The 23,155-nt window shown below is 35.2% G+C and carries 20 protein-coding genes, 1 tRNA gene and 4 pseudogenes; 15 read left to right on the plus strand and 10 right to left on the minus strand.

The window, feature by feature from the left end:
* The first annotated feature begins 102 nt into the window (after positions 1-102).
* The gene (locus tag MWH06_06460; protein ID UPA54885.1) at positions 103-843 is read left to right on the plus strand and encodes a metal ABC transporter ATP-binding protein; all 741 of its coding nucleotides are present in this window, start codon (positions 103-105) and stop codon (positions 841-843) included.
* Positions 840-2,271, plus strand: a pseudogene (gene ubiB / locus MWH06_06465) (2-polyprenylphenol 6-hydroxylase). The gene MWH06_06460 and the pseudogene ubiB overlap by 4 nt, the downstream one beginning before the upstream one ends.
* A 179-nt stretch (positions 2,272-2,450) precedes the next feature.
* Here the strand turns inward: ubiB and MWH06_06470 are convergent.
* Positions 2,451-2,843, minus strand: coding sequence for a TraR/DksA family transcriptional regulator (locus MWH06_06470; protein ID UPA54886.1), 393 nt, complete (start codon positions 2,841-2,843; stop codon positions 2,451-2,453).
* Positions 2,844-2,949: 106 nt separating this feature from the next.
* On the opposite strand from MWH06_06470, the gene MWH06_06475 reads away from it, so the two are divergent.
* The gene (locus tag MWH06_06475; protein ID UPA54887.1) at positions 2,950-3,597 is read left to right on the plus strand and encodes a heme exporter protein CcmB; all 648 of its coding nucleotides are present in this window, start codon (positions 2,950-2,952) and stop codon (positions 3,595-3,597) included.
* 481 nt (positions 3,598-4,078) lie between these two features.
* Here MWH06_06475 and MWH06_06480 read toward each other — a convergent pair whose 3' ends face one another.
* Entirely contained in the window at positions 4,079-4,894 is an 816-nt protein-coding gene (locus tag MWH06_06480; protein UPA54888.1) for a transposase, read from the minus strand.
* A gap of 191 nt (positions 4,895-5,085) precedes the next feature.
* On the opposite strand from MWH06_06480, the gene MWH06_06485 reads away from it, so the two are divergent.
* A complete protein-coding gene (locus MWH06_06485; GenBank protein UPA54889.1) occupies positions 5,086-5,373 on the plus strand; it encodes a hypothetical protein in 288 nt (95 codons plus the stop codon).
* 7 nt (positions 5,374-5,380) lie between these two features.
* On the opposite strand, the gene MWH06_06490 is transcribed toward MWH06_06485, so the two are convergent.
* The 5 genes from MWH06_06490 to MWH06_06510 form a co-directional block, all read right to left on the minus strand.
* The gene (locus MWH06_06490; protein UPA54890.1) at positions 5,381-5,830 is read right to left on the minus strand and encodes a hypothetical protein; all 450 of its coding nucleotides are present in this window, start codon (positions 5,828-5,830) and stop codon (positions 5,381-5,383) included.
* A 135-nt stretch (positions 5,831-5,965) separates the two neighbouring features.
* Positions 5,966-6,040 (minus strand) — tRNA-Gln (locus MWH06_06495).
* Positions 6,031-6,327 (minus strand): divalent-cation tolerance protein CutA, encoded by a 297-nt coding sequence (locus MWH06_06500; protein UPA54891.1) that lies wholly within the window; start codon positions 6,325-6,327, stop codon positions 6,031-6,033. The genes MWH06_06495 and MWH06_06500 overlap by 10 nt, the downstream gene beginning before the upstream one ends.
* 73 nt (positions 6,328-6,400) lie before the next feature.
* Entirely contained in the window at positions 6,401-6,757 is a 357-nt protein-coding gene (locus MWH06_06505) for a hypothetical protein (protein ID UPA54892.1), read from the minus strand.
* Positions 6,758-6,821: 64 nt separating this feature from the next.
* Positions 6,822-8,030, minus strand: coding sequence for a hypothetical protein (locus tag MWH06_06510; GenBank protein UPA54893.1), 1,209 nt, complete (start codon positions 8,028-8,030; stop codon positions 6,822-6,824).
* 187 nt (positions 8,031-8,217) lie between these two features.
* On the opposite strand from MWH06_06510, the gene MWH06_06515 reads away from it, so the two are divergent.
* The 7 genes and pseudogenes from MWH06_06515 to MWH06_06545 all read left to right on the plus strand — a co-directional run bounded on the left by MWH06_06515 (position 8,218) and on the right by MWH06_06545 (position 15,194).
* Positions 8,218-8,403: a hypothetical protein gene (locus MWH06_06515; GenBank protein ID UPA54894.1), complete on the plus strand. Its 186-nt coding sequence runs from the start codon at positions 8,218-8,220 to the stop codon at positions 8,401-8,403.
* 83 nt (positions 8,404-8,486) lie between these two features.
* Positions 8,487-9,521 (plus strand): FtsH protease activity modulator HflK, encoded by a 1,035-nt coding sequence (gene hflK, locus MWH06_06520; GenBank protein ID UPA54895.1) that lies wholly within the window; start codon positions 8,487-8,489, stop codon positions 9,519-9,521.
* Positions 9,522-9,523: 2 nt separating this feature from the next.
* A complete protein-coding gene (locus tag MWH06_06525; GenBank protein ID UPA54896.1) occupies positions 9,524-10,396 on the plus strand; it encodes a protease modulator HflC in 873 nt (290 codons plus the stop codon).
* 3 nt (positions 10,397-10,399) lie between these two features.
* A complete protein-coding gene (locus tag MWH06_06530) occupies positions 10,400-11,884 on the plus strand; it encodes a DegQ family serine endoprotease (protein UPA54897.1) in 1,485 nt (494 codons plus the stop codon).
* A gap of 228 nt (positions 11,885-12,112) precedes the next feature.
* Positions 12,113-12,927: pseudogene (locus tag MWH06_06535) on the plus strand (transposase).
* Positions 12,928-12,970: 43 nt separating this feature from the next.
* The gene (locus MWH06_06540) at positions 12,971-13,828 is read left to right on the plus strand and encodes a helix-hairpin-helix domain-containing protein (GenBank protein UPA54898.1); all 858 of its coding nucleotides are present in this window, start codon (positions 12,971-12,973) and stop codon (positions 13,826-13,828) included.
* Between the two features lie 421 nt (positions 13,829-14,249).
* Positions 14,250-15,194, plus strand: coding sequence for an Rpn family recombination-promoting nuclease/putative transposase (locus tag MWH06_06545; protein UPA54899.1), 945 nt, complete (start codon positions 14,250-14,252; stop codon positions 15,192-15,194).
* Here MWH06_06545 and MWH06_06550 read toward each other — a convergent pair.
* On the minus strand, positions 15,176-15,640 hold the full coding sequence (locus MWH06_06550; protein UPA54900.1) for a hypothetical protein: 465 nt from the start codon (positions 15,638-15,640) through the stop codon (positions 15,176-15,178). The genes MWH06_06545 and MWH06_06550 overlap by 19 nt on opposite strands.
* Positions 15,641-16,249: 609 nt before the next feature.
* On the opposite strand from MWH06_06550, the gene MWH06_06555 reads away from it, so the two are divergent.
* The 4 genes from MWH06_06555 (at position 16,250) to MWH06_06570 (ending at position 20,925) form a co-directional block, all read left to right on the plus strand.
* On the plus strand, positions 16,250-17,674 hold the full coding sequence (locus MWH06_06555; protein ID UPA54901.1) for a hypothetical protein: 1,425 nt from the start codon (positions 16,250-16,252) through the stop codon (positions 17,672-17,674).
* 459 nt (positions 17,675-18,133) lie between these two features.
* Positions 18,134-18,325 carry a hypothetical protein gene (locus MWH06_06560; GenBank protein ID UPA54902.1) on the plus strand — a complete coding sequence of 64 codons (192 nt, stop codon included), beginning with the start codon at positions 18,134-18,136 and terminating at the stop codon, positions 18,323-18,325.
* A 30-nt stretch (positions 18,326-18,355) separates the two neighbouring features.
* Positions 18,356-20,662 carry a hypothetical protein gene (locus tag MWH06_06565; GenBank protein UPA54903.1) on the plus strand — a complete coding sequence of 769 codons (2,307 nt, stop codon included), beginning with the start codon at positions 18,356-18,358 and terminating at the stop codon, positions 20,660-20,662.
* On the plus strand, positions 20,626-20,925 hold the full coding sequence (locus MWH06_06570) for a hypothetical protein (protein UPA54904.1): 300 nt from the start codon (positions 20,626-20,628) through the stop codon (positions 20,923-20,925). Before MWH06_06565 ends, MWH06_06570 begins: the two co-directional genes overlap by 37 nt.
* A gap of 81 nt (positions 20,926-21,006) precedes the next feature.
* On the opposite strand, the pseudogene terL reads toward MWH06_06570, so the two are convergent.
* Positions 21,007-21,919, minus strand: a pseudogene (gene terL, locus MWH06_06575) (phage terminase large subunit).
* A gap of 339 nt (positions 21,920-22,258) precedes the next feature.
* Positions 22,259-22,882: pseudogene (locus MWH06_06580) on the minus strand (hypothetical protein).
* Positions 22,883-23,155 lie beyond the last annotated feature (273 nt).

The following is a 23,155-nucleotide window of genomic DNA, read 5'->3' on the forward strand; positions in this document are numbered from 1 at the left end:
AAGTGAGTGGATAGGTTTAATTGTAGCTACAACTTTTAAATTGGATGAAAAGGCAATATTATAGTATAGTGTAAATGAAAGTAATAGAAAAAAAGCCAGTAAATGTCTCATATAAACGTTGAGAAGAAGTTAAATTTTGCCAAAAAGTTAAATAATGTCAATAATCGTGTTCTAAAAATAGAAAATCTTGCTCTCACATATGATGGTAAAAGAATTCTTGACAATATCAATATGTTCATGGAAAGAGGAGACGTAATTACAATACTTGGTCCAAATGGTGGAGGTAAAACCTCTTTAGTGAAAGCAATTGCTGGCATAAATAAAAGCTGTACCGGTAGTATCGTATTTGCTGACAACATAAAAATTGGCTATATGCCGCAAAATTTTAGTATTAGTAATTTGATGCCAATAACAGTTGAATATTTCCTTTTAAATAGCTCCTTGAAAAGACTAAAGAAAAATCAATCCATTATTACAGAAGCGATAGAGTTGGTTGGTATCGGTAACATTTTGAAGAATCAAGTGTTAGAAATTTCTGCAGGGCAAACACAACTACTACTGCTTGCACGTTGTTTAATTGCAGAGCCTGACTTGATCATTTTAGATGAACCAGTCAGTGCAATGGATATTAACGCGCGGGCTAAATTTTATGATATTATAAATAAAATAGCAAAAAAACGATTGGTATCGATTCTTATGACTTCTCATGATCTTAACTCTGCTCTACCATCCTCAGATTACGTAATTTGTATAAATAATACTATCTATTGCCAAGGCAAGCCCGATGAGATTATGAAAAATAGAACCCTAAATGAAATATTTAGCAGTTACGCAGCAAAATGATTCAAAATATTTTGCGTCTTCTGCACATAACTACAGTGCTGACACGTTACAATATATTACCTTATTTACTTCCACCATCAAAGAAATCAATAAATAAAATACAAGGCCATAAGCTAAAGTGTGCTCTTGAAAAATTAGGTCCGGTGTTCATTAAGTTTGGGCAGTCTATCTCATCACGTACTGATGTTTTAAATGAGGATATAACAAATAACTTGTTATTGATATGTGATAGATTGCCATCATTTTCACATAAAATAGCAGTTAAAACTATAGAAAGTGAGTTTAATTGTAAATTGAGCGACATTTTTTCAAGCTTTTTTGAAAAGCCAATTGCAGCAGCATCGATTTCTCAGGTGCATAGAGCGGTTACAACTGAGGGTAAGGAAGTTGCTGTGAAGGTTTTAAGGCCAAATATTGAGAAAACATTCTCAAGGGATATAAAAATGCTTTCTTGGCTTGCAGAAATTGCAGAAAAATTTAGCGAACAATCAAAAAGGCTGAGAGCCAATTGAATTAGTCAAAACTTTTGCTGAAATTTGCCGATTAGAGTTAGATCTACGTTTTGAAGCTGCTCACTCTTCAGAACTAAAGGAAAACACAAAAAATGACAGAGGTTTTTATGTACCTGAAATAGATTGGAATAGAACTGCAAAAAAGGTTTTAACATTAGAATGGATAGAAGCAACTCCAATATACGAAGTTGAAAAACTGAATAATCATAAGCAAATAGCTATCAACCTTATAGAATCGTTTTGTCATCAGGTATACAGGGATTGTTTTTTTCATGCTGATATGCATCCTGGAAATCTAATGGTTGATAGTAATAACAATATTATTGCCCTGGATTGTGGAATCATGGGTAGAATAGATCGTGAGACATGCTATTACGTTATAGAGATACTCAAAGGCTTTTTAAATCGGGATTATGATCACGTTGCAAAAATGCACTTTAAAGCTGGTTACGTTTCATCACAGCATAGAAATTTTGTCACAGCTTGCAGAGCAATAGGTGAACCTGTTATTGGGCAGCCTATACAGAAGATTTCATTTGCTAGTTTACTTGCTCAGCTATTAAAAATAACTGGTGATTTTGATATGAAAGTTCAAACACAATTGTTATTGCTGCAGAAAACTATGATTTTACTAGAAGGGACATGTAGAAAGATCTACCCAGAAATCAATATGTGGAAAGTAGTTGAAGCGTGGATAAGCAGTCAACATGAAAGTAAAATAGGGTATAGGGAAAAAATTAGAAATTCTTATCCTGTAAAAACAATCCAAGGGATATTTAGCCTTATAGAAAAATTAAACCTAATAGCTGATAAAAAATTAGAAAACATCCAAGTTAAAAATAAATCAAATGGAAAAGTCTATTTTTTATTGTGGTTTGTAATTATAATTCTAATCATTAAATTTTTAATTTCTTAAACTATGGAAAAAAAACTCGTCAAACCCAATTTTTATTCAACTTAATTTTTAATCTGCAGGAGTCGAGTTGAGAATGTCCAATTTTCCACTTTCTTTATAGCATAACATACTTCAGCGCCTCTTGCTCTTTAAGAATACCCTGAAGTCTAATAAATCATGGCTCACCACTTATGTGTAAATTAATCGTTAATGTTGTACACGTTCTTTTCTTTTTCTACTCTCTCTTGCTCTTCAATACAATATATAGCAAGCGGATTAGCTTTAAGTCTTTCGACTCCTATTTCTTCTCCTGTTCCATCGCAGTAACCATAAGTGCCTAATTTTATTTTTTCTAACGCCTCCTTAATTTTTTCTTTTCTATCTTTTCGACGCTTGATTAATTCCTCGTTTCCACTATCTCCATCAGAATAGTATGTATCAATACTATTCTCTTCTAGTTCTTGTTTCTCCAACTCAGCAAGTATTGACTGTAACTTTAAGCTGAAGTATTCCAGTTGTTTTACGCTCATATATTCTTCATCTTTTGAAGGAGTGTAATCTTCTGGTGACTTTATTTTTGGTAACTTTTCCATAATTGCATTATCAAAAAAATAATAAAACCTATATAACTTATGAACAAAAAATTATACTACCTCAAAGTAAACACTATAATTTATAATAAACATTTAAAAGCCTAGTATGATCGACTCAGTAAAAAAATTAGTAACAGATGATAAGAACTTTACCTATATAGTATGTATTTTTATCATAATGTTAAGTTTATCTTCATTTACACTTGAAAACAACAATAAACAAGAAGTTATGTTAACATTAACATGGATATGTGCTACATTTGTTTTGCAGATCTCTACAAATAATTTGTTTACATCTGATTATCATGATGGAATATTAGAGCAAATCTTTGTACAGCCACTCTCTTCTAGGCTTACAGTTGCTTATAAAATTTTCGCTCACTGGTTATTATTTGGGTTACCGATTTCAGTAATTTCTTCCATATTCAGCTTTGCAATTCTAGGCAATAGTGTTGAACACTCAATAGCAGTTGGAGTGTCTTTATTATTTAATACGCTGATAATCATTAATATTTCAGCTACTGGAAATGCATTGATGATTGGTCGAAACAACTTAGCATCAGGAGTATCGCAAATTCTTGTTTTGCCAATGATAATGCCAACCTTTGTGTATTTTAAAATGCTAACTCAATTTGAAAATTTGTCCTTGAATATTTATACACTACTAATCACCATGTTAATTTTTGTCGTTTTGATTGTTAACAGCACTATAACTACTCACATGGCATTAAAATTTGCTGTGGAACAGGATTGAAAAATCTTACTGTTATTCAGTAGGTATCCGTTTCGCAGAGTGGCAAAACAGGTAGACAAGATAAACCAAAAAATCAAGAAAAAGTGAGTTTACAACAAATGGTGTCATGCAAGTAGCTGACAACACAGAAACGAAAAAACTTACTTGACAAACTCCGCCAGCCCACTTATTATGGTAGTAAGGGTATTTATGACGAAAAACTTGTTTTTGACCTGCAGGCTCAATGACAAAATTCAGTAAAAAACTCAGGTATTTATTGGCGGATTACATAAAATTATAGTGGCTGCATGTCTTTTTTATTTTTTCTACATTCAGCCAAATCGCGCTTATTTTAAGCGTTAGCACATTATTACAGCGCCACTTACAGTAATATAGAGTCAAAACTCGCTACTCGGGGCTTCTTTTGCCTTTTTTTCGTTTGGTAAATTTCTTAATATTTGTAACTAAACGACAACCGTCATCCCGCTGCAATCAAGGTTAACTAAAAGGCGTGCTTAAGATTTACAATACCAGCAATAATATTGAACCTCAGGTTATATTTTTTCTGAAAATTGCGATAAACATTCGACATAATCTTAAATATCTTTATCTCTCGGATCTTGTTTTCTACTCTCATTCTAAATGATGCTAATCTTCTATTATGCTCTGGAGTTAATGGCTTTTTACGATACTTTTTATATGGAATTATAACATTGCTTTGCAATTTTTGCCAACCTTGATATCCAGAATCGGCATGTTTTATGCTATCAAGTGGTAAATATTTTTCTTGTTTCCTTATGCGGAAATCACTAATTCTACCACGGTATGACTTTGACACTGATAAAATTCTTCCTCCTTCTTCGATAATAATCTCAGTTTTCATAGTGTTGGTTCTTTTTTTTCCTGAATATGATTTCTTCCGTTTTTTACTATCTTCTGGTCTCTGTATTTGCTGTTCTGTAACATCAGCCAAAATCTTCAGTATTTTTTCTGGCGTCATACTTCTATCTTTTGTTATAGTCACTTTTTTGGCGAGTAATGGCTCTATTCTCTTAAGTAACCTACATACATTTGCGTTGTGTACATTGAATAGGCATCCTAAAAATCTATGTGTTATGTAAGTGCGATAGTACAAAATTACGCAAAACAACTTATCTTCCAGAGTTGGTAGTTTTGATCTTCTACCATGACACTTTTTCTGTTTTTCCCATCCAGACCTCACTTTTTCCACTACTTTTTCGAACTCCTCTATAGTTAAACCTGTTATATTACGAAAGTTTCTTGGGTGTTTTTTCATATTATAGTAACTAAAGCTCATTTTTTTTCCTTACTTGATCTGCTTATTCTTCTTCTACCTCTCTCACATCATTTTTTCAATCACCTTTTTCAGCAGGTCTTATGTTAAGGTATGACGGTTAAGTAACTCGTCATTCCGCTACTTGTTAGCGGGATCTGCTGTGGCGGCATAAACTCAAATCACTTCAAATTTCAATCCAAAGAGGTATCATTATGTCAAACAACTTCAATTTTAAAGAATTTTTTAACCACTATGAAACAAATAGTACGTCAGATGATATACAAAGGTATTATTTGCTGTGGAAATCAGTAATAGCGCAGGCAATGATTGATGCAGCAAGTCACTGCAAAAAAACAGAAAGCTTGGTAGAAAAACGTAAGGCGATTTCTTGGTTGTCAGACTTTAGTCAAGATTTTGTGCACACATGTATATTGGCTGACTGTGATCCGGTATACGTAAAAAACAAAATACAGCCAATTTTAAAAAGCCTTACTAGATAAAGCCTTTTTAATGAGGTTTACTCCTTTTACCGAAAAAAATATCATGCAATCTCCTATCTATAGTTTCCTCTATATCTTTGATTAATAGCTGCTTTATCATGTTTACTTTCCGCTTTGCATCTTGAGCGTGATGCTCACTGTTATTGCTGTAATTATTCTTATCACTATAACTATCGCCACTTGGTTTACTACTGTTACTGAACTCACTACCCTTTTTTCTTCTTGTGCTGAGTATCTGCACTATCTTTTCCTTTAAAAAAGACTTCCAGCCTGTGCTAAGGAACAACTTATAGAGAAAATGCGGAGTAAGGAATGCTACTAATATTCGAATAGAAATTCCGTAACCGAGGTCTTCCCTATTTTCATAATACCACTTGCAATATTGAAATAAATGGTAAAACGCATTTTTGAAAGAGCCAAATTCTACAGCATACCAAAAACCATTGCTGAGAAACATGAGCACAATGCTGAACGTGTAAAGATACATTGTGCAGAGAAACAGCTTTACAACTATATCTTTTAGACTACCTAATATATAATTCAATAATCTTAATTTATAGAAAAGTGATATCATTTCACACCCACTTCAATATGGCTGGGGTGGAAGGATTCGAACCTTCGCGTGGCGGTATCAAAAACCGCTGCCTTACCACTTGGCTACACCCCAATACTACTTACATCAATAACACTATTAGCCCAATTAGTAAAAGATTTATTTGCTTTTTCTATGGGCATCACAGCAATAGCTGGCTGATCATAAGAATGCATTGCTTCGATTTTTTCTACAATTTTATCAACTTGATCATTTCTGCTCTTCATAATTGCCACTACTTCACAACTATTACTAATTTTACCTTCCCATAAATACAGAGAATTCACTTCGGGAAATATATTTACACATACAATTAACTTCTCGTTTAACAATTCTTCAGAAACAGTTTTAGCCTCCTTCAAATTTGAAAAAGTTAAAAACTAAACTATTCATTAGAATTTACATAAACACATTGCTACTATACTCTACCGAGATTTATTCATCAAGAGAAAATAGATGAGATTTTTCTGTTATTCCAGCACTCTCTTCTGTCATTTCAGTACCTCCTTCCCATGTCATCCCAGCACCCTCTTCTGTCATTCCAGTGCTTCCTTCCCCTGCCATCCCAGTGCCCAGACACTGGGATCTAGGAATTTTACTAAGTTGGTAAACATGAAAGTGGCTAACATTTTTTAAAACACAGCGTTTTCGATGGGATTGTGTGAAATGGCTAGATCCCAGTGTCACGCACTGGGATGACAAGAGAGGGCACTGGGATGACAAGAGAGGGTGCTGGGATAACAGAGGATAATGTAAAAAGTCTAATTGTAAATTTAAGTCGACTATAGTCAAAAACAAAAAAGGATGTTACTCAATGAGTAACATCCTTTGGAGAAAGCAAGTAGTTTTGTTTATGCTACTTACTAGCTGTAACTCCAGGCTGCTGTGGACTAATGTGAACCTCAGACTTATAAGTACGAGGCTTCTTTGGTATAAGAGGATCAGATAAACCTCTACTATCAATACTGCCGAAGGGGTCCAAATTAATAAAGGGGCTTTGTTCTTTTGTTGGCGTAGAAGGACCAGAACTTATGCCACCATCAGGAGAACCACTGCGAGTTGGACTTTCAGGTACTTTTGGTAGAGCAACTGGAATAGACTGCTTACCAGAAGGTTTTTGTCCTATTGTTGCAGTTTTGTCAAGCACCCCAAGATCAGAACTACAAGGTTCGTGAAGTTGTTTTTCTACGTTACTCGCTCTAATTTTGCACTCTTTAATAATCTTCTTAATTTCATCATGATGGTCAGAGAAAATTTCATAGAGGCTGTTATTATCTTCAGCTAACAAATTTTGCAACTTCTTAGCGTATAATTTATTGACAAAATCTGCTTGCTGTTTCAACTGATTGATCAACTGGTCCTTTTTGGCACCTTGTGGACCACCAACAGAATAAGCTTTCTCTAATATTTTTTCTCCCAGCTTAGAAAATATTTCCTTAGTTAAAGCAGAGCTATTCACGGCTTCGCCTTTAAGAACTTCCTCAATAAACATCTCCTTTACACTATTGAAATTCCTTGTTTTTTCTTCTGTTTTCAAAACAACAGTTTGACCTTCGTTACCTATTGAATATGGAATGGCGTCTAAACTAGACATACTTTCACTTAAATTACTTAAACTGCGCCCCATTTTTCCTAACGTAGCACCAGTTCCCTCTCTTGCTGCTCGTCCCACAGAACTTATAGCTCCTTTTACTGAATAATAACCTTCTCTTGCTTTTTCTGCAGCGTATGTTGACGCATCCTTAACTTTCCCGGCAGTATATTTCGCCCCATCAACTGTCTTTTCTGCTGACCATTTGAGCCCTTTGAATGTGTATTCAACTGCTTTCACAGCAAAAAATAGAGTAAGGGCAACTATTGCACCTGTTGCAGCAACCGGTAAAGCAACTGCCACAAATGGAAGTAATGCACCAACCATCACACCTACTGCACCTACTGCAATCATTTGCTCTTTTGCAGACCAATTAGAGAAATTTTTTATATCTTTTAGTTTATCCTGCACAGTTTCCATGAAAGGAGAATTTTTTTTAACAGGACTTGAATTTGTTTGTTCACTGGCTAACATTTTAAACCTCACTATTAATTAAATATATTCATATTGTACACCCTCGATCCTTAAGTTAGTGTTAATTTGACTGCTAACGTTTATTTATTTGAGAATAATTTTGCTTGACGTGTTTTTTGGTAACATAGAAAATTAGGTTAAGAAGCTGCAGCAATTTATGAGGTATAGAAAAAGGGCACTCATCTTTTTGGCTGTTATAACTTTAATAATAATAGCTTTACTATTTAGGTATAATTCCCATTTTCACGAAGACGTAGTGCACTTAAAGAGTGACAATAAAGAATTCAAAAAAAAGCCAGAAAATTCCATAGAGTCAACGATATTACATAGAGAAAAGGAAGTGTATGATCATGTTTTTCACTCTGACAATTAATTTGTAAATGAAATAGTAATTTATATTTGCATTTTCTTATTTAAATAAGTAATATTAGCGTATTAATTATAGAACCAATCATTATGTTTGATGATAATAATCCTTGGAATTTGGGAAAGAAACCGGTAGGGAGCAAAACTCCCAATAGTGAAGATATTTTAAGTAAAGCCATGTCTGATATAAGGTGTTTTTTTACTGGCTTAACCAGGAATAGGGGCAAAAAACCTTATTTTATCATTTTCATTATTTTGCTACTCTATGCTTGCACTGGCTTTTATATTGTCCATCCTAGTGAGGAAAGTATAGAACTTACTTTTGGTAAATATTCTAATACAGAAACACCTGGTTTGCGTTATCACTTCCCCTACCCTATTGGCAAGGTTTTTAAAGTGAACGTTAAGGAAGTAAACCGTGAAGAAATTGGGGTAAGTAGTTCTTATGGGCGAGATACAGATCGCGGTGAAGGTGTGATGCTAACTGGAGATGAAAATATAGTCAACGTTAACTTCGAGGTTCAGTGGCGCGTTAGAGATGCTAAGGACTATTTATTCAAAGTGCGGGATTACAAACCCGGTTTCAGTGTTAAAAATGCTGCTGAAAGTGCCATGAGAGAAATAATAGGTAAAAACACGATCTCTTTTGCACTTGGTCAAGGCAGACCAGAAATTTCTAGAGATACTAGAATTCTATTGCAGCAGATTCTTGATGGATACCAAATGGGCATAGAGATTTTATCTGTTCAAATGAAAAAAATTGATCCACCAGAAAAAGTAATCAGTTCGTTTAGAGATGTACAAAGTGCTCGTGCAGACAAAGAGCGTACTATAAACGAAGCATATGCTTATAATAACGATATTATACCTCGAGCAAAGGGTGAAGCGATAAAGATAAAATTAGATGCAGAGGCATATGAGAATGAAGTAATAAATGAAGCAAAAGGTAATGCAAATCGCTTTTTATCTCTTTATGAGGAATATAGACAGAATCCTTCTCTCGTTAAGAATCGTATTTATCTTGAAACTATGGAAAATATTTTCAGTAAGGTAGACAAAGTTGTTGTAACTGATGATCTGAAAGGTATGTTTTCTTATTTACCTCTTACAAATTTAGGGAAATAACCATGAGTAGTAATATTAAAATTGTTTTTGTTTCTGTATTTGTTGTTTTATTGATTGTTTTATTTAATTCAATATTTGTTGTGCAAGAAACAAAGCAAGCGATAGTTATACAACTCGGTAAAGTTGTAAGAGATGTTAGGGAAAGTGGCTTATATTTTAAGTTACCATTCATAAATAGTGTAGAGTTTCTTGATAAAAGAGTTTTAGATTTAAGTCCTGATAAGATCCCAAGGGAAGTGATAACAGCGGATCAAAAACGTATTATAGTAGATGCGTATGCAAAATATAAAATAACAAATCCTGTTACTTTTTACCAGGCTGTGAGGAATGAATCAGGGCTGGTTAGAAGGTTATATCCGGTTATAGAAGCACACATAAGAGAAAATATAGGCAGATTTTCGTTGATTAGTTTGTTGAACGAAAAAAGATCAGAGGTTATGCAATTGATTCAGCGTGGAGTTTATTCTGAAGCTGAAAAATTTGGCATAGAAATAATAGACGTAAGAATTAAGAGAGCAGATTTACCAGAAGAAAATAGTTCTGCAATATTTCGCCGTATGCAAACTGAAAGGGAAAAAGAAGCAAAAGAAATTAGAGCAGAAGGAGAGCAAGCTGGGCAGGAAGTTAGATCAAAAGCTGATAAATTAAAAAGGGAAATTATCTCCAGTGCAGTAAAAGAATCATATGAAATAAGGGGCCGTGGTTATGCTGAAGCAACTAGAATTTATAATGAGGCATTTAAGGTTGATGAAGAGTTTTTTAACTTTTATCGCTCTATGAGCGCTTACAGTAAATCATTTGCCGAAAATAATACTAAATTTGTACTTTCATCAAACAATAACTTTTTAGATATTTTAAACAAAGGATGGAAATAATTTATGAAAAGTAAGGCATTTATTTTATCTATATTTGCATATTTTCTAATTGCGTTTTCTTCATACGCTAATATGTTTGATTGGAATGCAAAAAAGGTCGTTGATGCTAGCACTACTGCATGTAACTGTAATCAAGGACTTGCCGATTTAGTGGAAGAACTCATTCCTGCGGTTGTAAATATTTCAAGCGAACAAATAATCAAACAAGAAAGTAACAATAGAACTAAAATCCCTTTTATGCCAAGAAATAATTTCTTTGATGATTTTAGAGAATTTTTTGAGCATTTTGATCAGTTTTTTATGGATAGGGGCCCTAGTGTTAACAGAGAGGTGGTGTTGCTTGGTTCTGGGTTTATTATAGATAAAGGTGGAACTATAGTAACCAATTATCACGTTATTAAAAACGCCCAAGATATCACAGTTACTATGAACGATAATACTTATTTCAAAGCAGAAGTTTTAGGCTATGATGCAAGAACTGATCTTGCTGTGCTTAAGGTTCATTCTAATAAAGATCTTCCTTTTGTTGCATTTGGCAATTCTGATACAGCAAGGGTTGGCGATACAGTTATTGCAATAGGTAACCCATTTGGTTTGGGTAGCTCTGTAAGCACAGGAATTATATCTGCAAGGTCCAGGGACATTAGTATCGGCACTATGAATGAATTTATTCAAACCGACGCTGCAATTAATAGAGGCAACTCTGGAGGGCCATTATTTGATTTAAATGGAAAAGTTATAGGCATTAACACCGCTATCTATTCCCCATCTGAGTCTTGCGGTAACGTGGGTATAGGCTTTGCTATACCATCTAATTTAGCTATGTCAATTATTGACACATTAAAAAGTGGCAAAAAAATAAAACATGGTTGGCTTGGTGTGCAAGTTCAGCCTATAACGAAAGAATTTGCTGAGTCTTTGGGTTTAAAAGATACAAAAGGTGCACTGGTTGCAAGTATAGTAAAGGATAGCCCTGCAGAAAAAGGTGGTATTAAAGTAGGTGATATATTATTAGAATTCGATGGTAAAAAAATCGATAGGATGACACAACTGCCTCAAATGGTTTCAAGAACTGAACCTGAGAAAAAAGTACAAGTTAAGTTACTTAGAAAAGGCAAAGAGGTCAATATTAAGGTTGTGATTGAAGAATCTGCAAATGATGGTCAAGGTAATAATCAAGAAGAAAATAAATCAACATCCGGTTACATAACCGGTTTAACTGTTTCAAACCTGCCAAAAGAATCAAAAGAAAGTAATCCTACAAAAGGTGTGATAGTTACTAATGTAGATAGTAACAGTAACGCAACGCTGCGTGGTATCAAAAAAGGAGACATCATTATCCAATTAGATGGAACCGATATAGAAAATACTAATGATTTTCAAAAACAAGTTGATTCAGCAGTAAAGAAAAACGGTAAAGATTCAATAATGTTGCTCATTTACCGCAATGGAAATCAGTTTTTTACTTCAATAAAGTTAAAGAAATAGCACTTTTCGTAGGTTATTTACTAAATTAGCAGCATTGTAAGCCTGCCATTGTAACACCTCAATCTTATAAGACAAATCAAAACTATTAAAGTCTACATTCCATTCACTAAAATATACATATGGATAATATAAATTTTCTAAAATTCAATAGACCTGCTGCAAAAGGTGATTAAAAAAATGATGTGAGAGAGGTAGAAGAAGAATAAGCAGATCAAGTAAGGAAAAAAAATGAGCTTTAGTTACTATAATATGAAAAAATACCCAAGAAACTTTCGTAATATAACAGGTTTAACTATAGAGGAGTTCGAAAAAGTAGTGGAAAAAGTGAGGTCTGGATGCGAAAAACAGAAAAAGTGTCATGGTAGAAGATCAAAACTACCAACTCTGGAAGATAAGTTGTTTTGCGTAATTTTGTACTATCGCACTTACATAACACATAGATTTTTAGGATGCCTATTCAATGTACACAACGCAAATGTATGTAGGTTACTTAAGAGAATAGAGCCATTACTCGCCAAAAAAGTGACTATAACAAAAGATAGAAGTATGACGCCAGAAAAAATACTGAAGATTTTGGCTGATGTTACAGAACAGCAAATACAGAGACCAGAAGATAGTAAAAAACGGAAGAAATCATATTCAGGAAAAAAAGAACCAACACTATGAAAACTGAGATTATTATCGAAGAAGGAGGAAGAATTTTATCAGTGTCAAAGTCATACCGTGGTAGAATTAGTAATTTCCGCATAAGGAAACAAGAAAAATATTTACCACTTGATAGCATAAAACATGCCGATTCTGGATATCAAGGTTGGCAAAAATTGCAAAGCAATGTTATAATTCCATATAAAAAGTATCGTAAAAAGCCATTAACTCCAGAGCATAATAGAAGATTAGCATCATTTAGAATGAGAGTAGAAAACAAGATCCGAGAGATAAAGATATTTAAGATTATGTCGAATGTTTATCGCAATTTTCAGAAAAAATATAACCTGAGGTTCAATATTATTGCTGGTATTGTAAATCTTAAGCACGCCTTTTAGTTAACCTTGATTTTAGTCACCCTCCTTTCCTTTTTTTTATCGCTTGATTCGCAGCAGGTCTATAGATGTTGATAAAAGTGCCCGTTCTCGCAATGCACCAAAGTTTGTTTTTCCTGACACTTGCTACGAATGCGGGAGTAGTATTGATGACTGGGCTATATGTTCTGGAGGAAATGATTGCCCAGCACAGCAAATAGCAAAATTAAAATATTCTGCAAAAGCTCTTGACATTAAAGGTCTTGGCAATAAGCAAATAGAGTTCTTTTACGACCTTGGACTGATAAAACAAATTCCTGACATTTTTACTCTCGAAGAAAAACTTGAAAATTTTGACTTAAGTCAGCTCAAGGGGTGGGATAAAAAATCCGTATCTAACTTATTGAACGCTATCAATAGCAGAAGAACCATAACTCTCGACACACTTATATCTTCTTTAGGGATTCTACACGTCGGACCACATGCAGCAAAATTACTAGCAAAACATTATGGCTCATATGAAAATTGGTATTCTGCTAATGAAGAAGAATTAATGAGCATAATAGGTGTAGGAGAAAAGATTATAGATTCATTAATATCCTTCTTCTCTGAAAAGGATAATGTTGAAATGGTAAAGAATCTCGCCTCTCAATTAAAGATTGAGCCTGTAAGTGCTAATACTAGTAATCCCCCTCTTAGCGGAAAAATAGTGCTTTTTACTGGAACCCTATTAAAAATGGATAGGAAGACAGCACAAGCAGAAGCAGAATCTTTAGGCGGAATTGTGAGTTCAAGTGTATCGCCTAAAACGGCCTTCTTGGTTGTCGGCGAAAAACCTGGGTCAAAGCTCGAAAAGGCTAAAAAGCTGAGTATTAAAATTTTAACCGAGGAAAAATTTAATAAATTAATCTTTGGAGAAGAATAAGCCCTTCTCGATCAATTCTTGTATCTACTGCATAATTTCATCGGCAGCATAACTTTCTTAATCACTTGAAATTTCATCGCCAGATATACCAGTTATTTTGGTGATAACATCGGTAGAAATGCCTAATCTAAGTAGACTTTTTGCAACCTTCTGCTTTTTTAACCTTTTCTTTGTCAATTTCTATACTTTCAGATAAAGATTTTACTAACCCATCTAATATAGCTACTGATTTTTGATCCTCAGCTTTTCTATACTTACTTAGAAAAGGACGTCTAAAGCAGAGGATGCTATTCTTAGGCCATCTATGAAGGTCATTTTTTCTCGAAGCTAAAAAAACAAGATTTAGTAAACCCAATATAAAAACGTTGAATATTTCTTCAGAATTGTGTATAATTATTAATGCTTTTTAGGTTGACTTCTTATGGCTTTATCTAAATTCCTTGATCCAAAAAATGATATATCGTTCAAGCGCATCTTTGGTACTGAAAAGAATAAAGACATCCTCATTCACTTCCTTAATGATATCCTCGGCTTCACTGGCAAAAGTACAATAAAGGATATAGAGTTCTTAAGTACTATTCAAGACCCTGATATTGCTTCTAAAAAACAAAGCATTGTTGATGTTCTTTGTAGAGATAAAAATGGGCTGCAAGTGATAGTTGAAATGCAGGTCGCTAAAACCAAAGGCTTCGAAAAACGTGCCCAATACTATGCTGCTAAAGCCTATTCAAGACAAGCTGATAAGGGTGATCAATATCACGACCTTAAAGAAATTATCTTTATTGCTATAGCAGATTGTGTCCTATTTCCAAATAAGCCTGAGTATAAATCAAAGCATACTATTCGGGATGAAGATACTAATGAGCATGATTTAAAAGATTTTTACTTCATATTTATTGAATTGCCAAAATTTCCAAAAACTAAGGAAGATCAGTTGGAGAATATAGTTGAAAAGTGGGCCTATTTCTTTAGGTATGCAGAGGAAACCAGTGAAGAGAAGCTGGAAAAAATAATAGGGAGTGATTTTATAATCAAAAAAGCCTATGAAGAGCTAAATAGATTTAACTGGTCAGAGAAAGAATTTATTGCCTACGAACAGGAAATAAAACGTATTCTTGATGAACAGGCTGTCCTCGCTCAAAAACTTGATGATGCTGCTGCAAAAGGTAGGGAAGAAGGTAGAGAAGAAGGTAGAGAAGAGGGTATCCAAATCGGCCATGAAAAAGGCAGAGAAGAGGGTCGAAAAGAAGAAAAAATTGAAGTCGCAAAAAACCTACTTAAAGCTGGTGTATCTGTCGATTTAATAGCTGAATCTACTGGTCTCCCTCAAGCTAAAATTAAACAACTTCAGAAGGAAATAGCCTGAAATAGTGGTTGGCTGTCCACTGTTGGATCATTTAAACAGGTTCTAGGTTTGTCGTCTGCTTTTCCTGGCAAATGACTTTTTAATCGACTAGCGTTAGTAAGAAAAACAGCAGCAAGTATAGAATTAATTGTTCCTTTAGCCAACTCTAATAAAGATTGTTTCGGCCTGCGTGTTTGCTCTGCTTCTTCAATTTCACGGTTTGAACCTATAAAAGGAATTAATTTGGTTGCTTGTACCACTTCTTCTACATTTTTGCTATTTCTCAAGCTATCAAGATATTCTCTAGCTGTCATGCTTACTTCTTTTTTACCTAGATAATCTTGGAACTTTTTGCTACTTAAATTCATATCAGCGTTAATAAGTAACGGTACACTACCTTCCACATTAATTTTAGTTCCAAAGTCATACAACTGTACTCTGTTGACCATTAATCTTAATGAGACCAAGCTCATTATCTTGTTCTGCTAGAAGTTGACGTTCTGTTTTAATTTCTTTTGTGAAAATTTGCTTATCTTCATCAGATAGTAATTTATTAGCTTTAGCAATATTAAAGTGTTCAACAAGAAAACCTTTCTCATCTATTTTATAGCCAGCAAGCGCGAGAAGAGTTTTTCTTGGAATCTTATGGTCTAGAGTTAAGATCTTGGATATTTTTGAGCACCTTTAGTAAGTAAGCGTTTCCTCCATTTTCAAGTTCGAGGTTTAGTCACTATTTGTATTCTCTGCCTCTGGTGCTCTCTCCTTTGATGGTAATTTTTATATCATTACACTCCAAGTATAATATGTTGTGTTGCACAATGTTATGCAAAAGAGTATAATAAACAAATACTTTATAAGAAAAAGTGGTAGTAGAGGCAAAAGTGAACATTAAAAGGAAAGCGCATGCTAGAGCTTGAAAAAGCAGCAAGAATAAAAAATATTATTGAAAGGTTAAATGGTGCGTGATATAATATAGTGTAAAAATGTAAATAATTTTATTGACATCTTTACGTTAACACTTCTTAAATGTTTAGTACTGTAGAATTAAATTATTAAGTTTTATGAGTGGAGTAAAAATGGTAGAAAGCTTTTTAGGTCAAGATAAAGACAATAATTTAATTGAGGAGGAAAAAATAATGGAAGATTTTTTAAATAATAACGGAAACGGTAGCTCAATCTTCCAAGGAAAAATCAGAGAGGAAGATTTCTCTGCGGAGCAGAAGTTAAATGAACTGAAAGCCGCCATAGAAGAGCTTGACAGACAAGATTTGCTCAGAAGGCTCGAGTGTGAGCGTCAGGCCTCTAGTTGTGTCAATGAAATATCATCTCAAGCAGAGCTACATATCGGAGAAGGAGATAATGAGGATTACTTCAATGGTGAAAGAGAAAGAGTACTCGGAGATTTCTGGAATTTCTTTGAATCTCTCTTCAACCTCTTTGAAGTAAATGTAGATGATCCGAAAATCTACAAAATGCTCAAGGAGAAGAAAGAAAAGAACCTGATTGCTGCGATAATGAAGTTCTTGCGTGACAAGCTTAAGGAGTTAATCAAGAAGATTTTCACAAGTAATTTAGATTTGAGTTGGGACAAGAGGTTGGACAAAGAGATAAAAGAATTGCAGGAGAAATTAGGCAGTGGTGAGTTGTCAGAAGAAGAGTTTGCAAGGATGTTCGAAAGGCTCAGTTTGTTGCAGGATCTCAAATTCAAGTTACAGCTCGCCGTTACCGGATGGATTATTACAATGTTTGCAGAGATGTTTGGAGTTGAGCTAGCAGCTATAGTAGAGGCATCTACAGAAGAAACAGCTAAAGCAGAAGATAAAAAAGCAGAAAAAACATCATTAAAGGAAGAAGAAAATAAAGAAGTTCGTAAAGACGTAGAAATAAAAGTGGATGAAAGAGAAAAACCTAAAGTGCCAGTTTCCCTTTTTGACGTTTCACCTGGATTTGTAAGACCGGTTGTTCTGAGCAAACTGGAACTTGAAATTATGTCAGATCCTTTGAAACATCTATTGCGTCTTACTGAGCTTGAAAGAAAATCTCATGAAAATTCACAAAAACTAGAAAAAGTGGACAAAGAAAAGGGAAAAGCGGAGCCTAAGGAGCCGAAGGTGGCTGGGTATTCACCTGCTCCAAAGACTGCAACGAATACAGCGGGAATGGGGAGAAAAGAGGTTTATGGATGCGGTAGTAATTGGGAAAGTGATAAAAACTTATATCCAAACCCATCTACTTTAAAGCAATCTGCTGGGAGTCCTGTCGCTAATGGAGAAACTCTAGGGCAACTTAACGGAAGTGCTCCAGGAAAATTTGTTCAGGAATCTGCAACAAAACAATCCGTTAAAAGTTCTATTGCTGATTATGAATACGATTTTGCAGTTGGTGTTTGGAATGGTGCTGAGAATGAAGGTTCTGTGGGTGATGCTCAACCACCAAAAGGATTGACTAATGATGTAAAAGTTGAGAAATGTGTAGAAGGTCCGTCAGTAGGGAAGACATAATCATGAAAATAGTTAGATTACAGTGATTTCTTTTTGTCATGTGTCTAGGGTTCATAGATCCCAGTGTCTGGGCACTGGGATGACAGGAAGAGGAGGCATGGGATGAACACCCATGACCTTGTCATTCCAGTGCGTGACACTGGAATCCAGGGGCATATAGATAGGTGTCGACAGTTCGTCATTCCGCTACGTGTTAGCGGAATCTATCCGCGGCGGTATGACGTAGGGAACTTAGGGTTGCCAATGACTTGTCATTCCAGTGCGTGACACTGGAATCCAGGGACATATAGATAGATGTCGACAGTTCGTCATTCCGCTACGTGTTAGCGGAATCTAGAAAATTGAATTTTATGAATAAAGAATGAATAAAATTTTATGCTAAAAAATATAAAAAAAGTACTTGCACTACAATTTATTTTTAGTATATTAGTTACATAATATTTTTACTTGGGAGTCAACATGCATAGTGGTAATGATAAAAAAGGTTTTGATGCTGAAAAGTGGAAGCGTGAGAATCCAGGCCCAGGTGGTGGACAATTGCTGGGGGTTAAAGGAGCAAGGCTTGATGATCATCGTGAAAAAGGCAAGGAGATAGAAGAAAAAAGGAGGCGTCAGTCTGAGCAATCTGGTAGTTCTGTAAGTAAAAGGTAATTGTTGTAATTTAAAAATAGGGAGGGTGGTATGCCTAATACAAAAACAGTAAGAGCATTGGTTAGTGCTTTTAATGTACATAATTATGCTCGTGATACAGTTAAAACTAATTTTACGCTGCGAAGCGAGGGCAAGAAGAACTATATCGTAGTCTCATTTGATAAGAGTATGGATACGTATCAGTGTAGCGAATATCTGGACAGTATAAAGAGGAAGATAATACGTGAGTTCTACGGCATTGAAGAAAGTAATGATGCAGAAATATTGGATACAGCTAAGCTAATTTTTGATGTTAATTCTTTCCCGTTTGATATCAGTGATAGAGACTGGTCTTGGGATAAACAGCATGGGCTTAAGTTTGTAACACCTGTAGATAAAGGTGTAATTTTTAATCTAAAGTCTCATTTGGCTTTTTCACTTAAAAAAGATGTCCAAGAAGATATGTTAACTTATATAACTTCTCAACCGTTTGGCAAGAAAAAGTATTTGTGGCGCGGTGAATTTGATAATAAAGAATTACGTAAGCAATTTGAGAGTGAGTTTTTATTCAGGATGAGAGAAAGATATGAAAATGCTCCTAAGAACCCTCTGAAGATTGAAGGCAATAGTGTATATATCAAAGATGTTTTTGATGACGCTCGTTTTATTGATAGCGTAACGCGATATATTGCATGGCTTAAAGGTATGGGTCTCCAGGCTGATAGCAAAGTTCGTGATGATGTAAAAGCATTTAAAGATTTGATAATGGAAATTCTTGATCCATCAACACGTGTGGTGACAAATGCCTTTTTATGTGCCCCTCCTTTAAATAGAGAGGAAGCCTCAATTCTTATACCTGTTATACTAAGTAATAGAGGAGCTAGGTTTTTAACAAAGAAAGAAGCATGTGATATAAATCATAAATTTAATAGTGCTGTACTTGCTGATATTAGTAATAAAACTCAAGCAACATTCAAAGTAAATGGAAGCAGTGGGATATATGGCATAGACTTTTCTAATCCAGAAATTTCTCATTGTATGATAACCAAAATAATAGAAAGCTCTGTAATCAATGCAAAACATGAACTGGCCATTGACCCTGAGCTAGCATTGTCGCCTGCACAGTCGCCACTCAATTCTCCTACACATGCAGAACCGAGTGGACTAAGAACACCGCCCAACCCAAGAAAAAGAAACAGAGATAGTGGTATTGGTGAGTCACCTCCGAAACCTAAGGATTCTGGTTCTTCAAGTGGTGGTCCAAGTTCTTACTTCACTGAATCATTATCACCGACACAGGAGTTTCCCACACGGGATCAGAATGTAGTATTAAAGGATTCTCCCAGGCGAGAGTCGGAAAAGTTCCCTGTGTTGCTTCCGGTAAATCAGTTGGATGTTTCTGGAGCGAGTAGAGAGTTCCTGCCACGGTCACATCTGAGTTCTTCTGTGACTAATCCACATTCATCGAAATGTGTAGGTGCTGTTCAAAATGTGCAAGCAGGTACTAGTGCTTCGTTTCAGCTAATAGGCTTTTGGTCATCACCGACTCCAAGTGCAGAACCCTCGTTATGGCAACCGAGTAGACCTTTATCAAGGAAAGGTGCTAATGAAAGTGGATCAGCATGGACTAGTCAGCCAATAGGCTATTGGTCATCACCGGCTCCAAGTGCAGGATTATGGTCATTGCCACAGAGTGGACCTTCATCATGGAAAGGTGCTAGTGAACGGAGAACTAGTGATAAACCTCTTACCGAGGAAGAAGAAAAGTTGTCTAAAGCATTGCTTTATTGGTTTAACTTAAATAATTATGCTTTGGATCCTCCTCATACTAACTTTATTGTAAAAAATGGGAAGATTGCTAGTTTAATTGATGATAGTGTTGATGTAAAAGAATATTTACAGGAGATAATAGATAGAACGAAAGAAGGGTATTGTGTCAATAAGAAAGAGGCCTATGATCTCAATGAGTTTCCATTTAAGTTTCTTTCTAATTGTGAGAAAAACCAAGAAACAACAGTTGTTGCTAATATAAGTCGTGGTGCCTTACTTAACTTAAAAGAACTTTTTAGTCAGGAGCATGAGGGAAAAGTAGAAATAAAAGATATCGACATTAACATCGTCAAAAAGGCAGTGAAATCTAAAAAGGACAAATGGGTAAATTTTTATGTGCGAGAACATGGGTTATCCCCTAAAACAGCAATTGAAACCTGTTGTCCCGATGAAAGCGCATTAGGATATATTTCAATTACAAAAGGCGAAGGTGGACACTGGATTGACCGTAATTATGATGCTTCGGAAGTAAAGTCGTTTAGGGAAGAGCGATGGCTGCTAAAGGTAAATCAAAAGCTGGAAAGGTGAAGTCCGAAGATAATAAAGATAGCGGTTACTCTTCCGGGTTCGTAACTGATGCTGAAAACGTAAGCTCTAAAGCTGAGGCAACAACAAGTGGTTATGAGTCTACGGATTGTGAGAATACTAGAGGAGGATCGCCAAAACGTAAGTCTCCATCGCCTGAAGATGGAGGTAATCCAAGAAAATCTCCGAAAAGAGATTCTTTACCACTTTCAAGGCTGGAGTCGTTAAGTTTGAGTAGTTCCTCTCATCAAATAGGTAAGTGTTAGGCTTATTAATTTCACTGCTCTCAGCCACCCAAGTGTTTTATTAGGGTTGGGGCCAAAGTCCCTGATCCTGGGGATGCTGTCGGTGGTTTTTCTTGTCCATTGTAAATATTGTACCATACTATCCACCTGATCATCATAACGGGCTTCTGGGAACATTAAAATCTCATACTCAAATCATTGAGCCATACCGCTTGATGCGGCAAAAAAACCCTGCCAGACTCTATAATTGGAACAATTTGGTAAAATCGAGTGAGTTTGTCATTGTGTGGCACAATTTCAATAATGGGTAGATCGCTATTTGCCTTTAGCTCTTGTATTAATTGTTGACCACTCATTTTTGCTTCAATCAAAATTGCATGTGGTGCCCATCTTGCAGCTAGTGACAGAACTTGCTCTTTAAGCTTTGGATACTCAAGCTTTGCTCGATATACATCAAGTAGATAGAATTTATTATCTATTTTTGCCCAGGTGGTGCAGACGCTAAAGTCGCTGGAATCGTTTGTTGAAACTGCAGTGTCCCAGCTTTGAGTTACATGTGAGAGATTATCAGGGAGATTTTTATAGCGCTTCAACCACTCTTGTTTAATTATACCACTTGAAAGCGGCAGGGGGTTTTGTTGATACTGAGCAGCAAAAGCGTAACTCCCGAGTTCAACTTTTATCATCTCAACTTCTTCTCTTCCTCCCTCCAGGGGATATAATAACTCATTCTCTTCTCTTGAGTATAATACTCTTGCAGGTAGTGTCATTCCAGCACTTGATGCTGGAATCCAGTCTTTTGCGGTTGAATTTTCTGGATCCCAGTGTCTGGGCACTGGGATGACAGGAGGGGGGTTGGAATGACACCAGTATGGTTATTAATTGAATAAATAACCTCCTTATTTTCAGAAATCATTGGCAAACAAATGTGATGCCATATGTTTTTTGGCTTGGATAAGAGGTGCCCAGTTAAGTCTTCCAGGTGGAGCCTATGCATCACAAGCACAATTACTCCTATGATAGTTGTGCAGTAAAAAACTTAAATCTTGTAAAATCTGTGAATATTTTGAAGAATATAAAAATTCTTCCAATTTGATTGGATTGAGGAGCTCGCGATACAACTCTGAAATAAGCGGTGAGTTTTTGGGTTTACGAAAATATCTACAATTGTTGCAATAAAAATAGCTGAGAAATTGGGCCGACTCCTTTTTATGTATAAGATCCGAAAATAAGTTTTTGAGGCTTTTCGTATAGCTTCTAGGTTCAATCTTTCAATTTGTCTTTGAGCACAGAAACCCCCTAGAAATCACGCTTTTGAACTCTATATTATTTTTTGTAACATTGTCGTAGGCGTTAGATCCTGCAACAAACTGAGCCTTTCGAACATCCTTGCAAACTCTTCTTCTGACAACTCACCACTGCCTAATTTCTCCTGCAATTCTTTTATCTCTTTGTCCAACCTCTTGTCCCAACTCAAATCTAAATTACTTGTGAAAATCTTCTTGATTAACTCCTTAAGCTTGTCACGCAAGAACTTCATTATCGCAGCAATCAGGTTCTTTTCTTTCTTCTCCTTGAGCATTTTGTAGATTTTCGGATCATCTACATTTACTTCAAAGAGGTTGAAGAGAGATTCAAAGAAATTCCAGAAATCTCCGAGTACTCTTTCTCTTTCACCATTGAAGTAATCCTCATTATCTCCTTCTCCGATATGTAGCTCTGCTTGAGATGATATTTCATTGACACAACTAGAGGCCTGACGCTCACACTCGAGCCTTCTGAGCAAATCTTGTCTGTCAAGCTCTTCTATGGCGGCTTTCAGTTCATTTAACTTCTGCTCCGCAGAGAAATCTTCCTCTCTGATTTTTCCTTGGAAGATTGAGCTACCGTTTCCGTTATTATTTAAAAAATCTTCCATTATTTTTTCCTCCTCAATTAAATTATTGTCTTTATCTTGACCTAAAAAGCTTTCTACCATTTTTACTCCACTCATAAAACTTAATAATTTAATTCTACAGTACTAAACATTTAAGAAGTGTTAACGTAAAGATGTCAATAAAATTATTTACATTTTTACACTATATTATATCACGCACCATTTAACCTTTCAATAATATTTTTTATTCTTGCTGCTTTTTCAAGCTCTAGCATGCGCTTTCCTTTTAATGTTCACTTTTGCCTCTACTACCACTTTTTCTTATAAAGTATTTGTTTATTATACTCTTTTGCATAACATTGTGCAACACAACAT

The organism is Wolbachia pipientis, assembly GCA_023052945.1.
GTDB lineage: Bacteria > Pseudomonadota > Alphaproteobacteria > Rickettsiales > Anaplasmataceae > Wolbachia.

What these genes read in the sequence shown, in the direction of transcription:
- MWH06_06485 (UPA54889.1), top strand. Translation starts at nt 5,086, where the DNA reads ATGTCAAACAACTTCAATTTTAAAGAATTTTTTAACCACTATGAAACA.
- hflK (UPA54895.1), top strand. Translation starts at nt 8,487, where the DNA reads ATGTTTGATGATAATAATCCTTGGAATTTGGGAAAGAAACCGGTAGGG.
- MWH06_06555 (UPA54901.1), top strand. Translation starts at nt 16,250, where the DNA reads ATGGTAGAAAGCTTTTTAGGTCAAGATAAAGACAATAATTTAATTGAG.
- MWH06_06480 (UPA54888.1), bottom strand. Translation starts at nt 4,894, where the DNA reads ATGAGCTTTAGTTACTATAATATGAAAAAACACCCAAGAAACTTTCGT.
- MWH06_06470 (UPA54886.1), bottom strand. Translation starts at nt 2,843, where the DNA reads ATGGAAAAGTTACCAAAAATAAAGTCACCAGAAGATTACACTCCTTCA.
- MWH06_06490 (UPA54890.1), bottom strand. Translation starts at nt 5,830, where the DNA reads ATGTTTCTCAGCAATGGTTTTTGGTATGCTGTAGAATTTGGCTCTTTC.
- MWH06_06565 (UPA54903.1), top strand. Translation starts at nt 18,356, where the DNA reads ATGCCTAATACAAAAACAGTAAGAGCATTGGTTAGTGCTTTTAATGTA.
- MWH06_06460 (UPA54885.1), top strand. Translation starts at nt 103, where the DNA reads ATGTCTCATATAAACGTTGAGAAGAAGTTAAATTTTGCCAAAAAGTTA.
- MWH06_06545 (UPA54899.1), top strand. Translation starts at nt 14,250, where the DNA reads ATGGCTTTATCTAAATTCCTTGATCCAAAAAATGATATATCGTTCAAG.
- MWH06_06560 (UPA54902.1), top strand. Translation starts at nt 18,134, where the DNA reads ATGCATAGTGGTAATGATAAAAAAGGTTTTGATGCTGAAAAGTGGAAG.
- MWH06_06525 (UPA54896.1), top strand. Translation starts at nt 9,524, where the DNA reads ATGAGTAGTAATATTAAAATTGTTTTTGTTTCTGTATTTGTTGTTTTA.
- MWH06_06570 (UPA54904.1), top strand. Translation starts at nt 20,626, where the DNA reads ATGGCTGCTAAAGGTAAATCAAAAGCTGGAAAGGTGAAGTCCGAAGAT.
- MWH06_06530 (UPA54897.1), top strand. Translation starts at nt 10,400, where the DNA reads ATGAAAAGTAAGGCATTTATTTTATCTATATTTGCATATTTTCTAATT.
- MWH06_06510 (UPA54893.1), bottom strand. Translation starts at nt 8,030, where the DNA reads ATGTTAGCCAGTGAACAAACAAATTCAAGTCCTGTTAAAAAAAATTCT.
- MWH06_06475 (UPA54887.1), top strand. Translation starts at nt 2,950, where the DNA reads ATGATCGACTCAGTAAAAAAATTAGTAACAGATGATAAGAACTTTACC.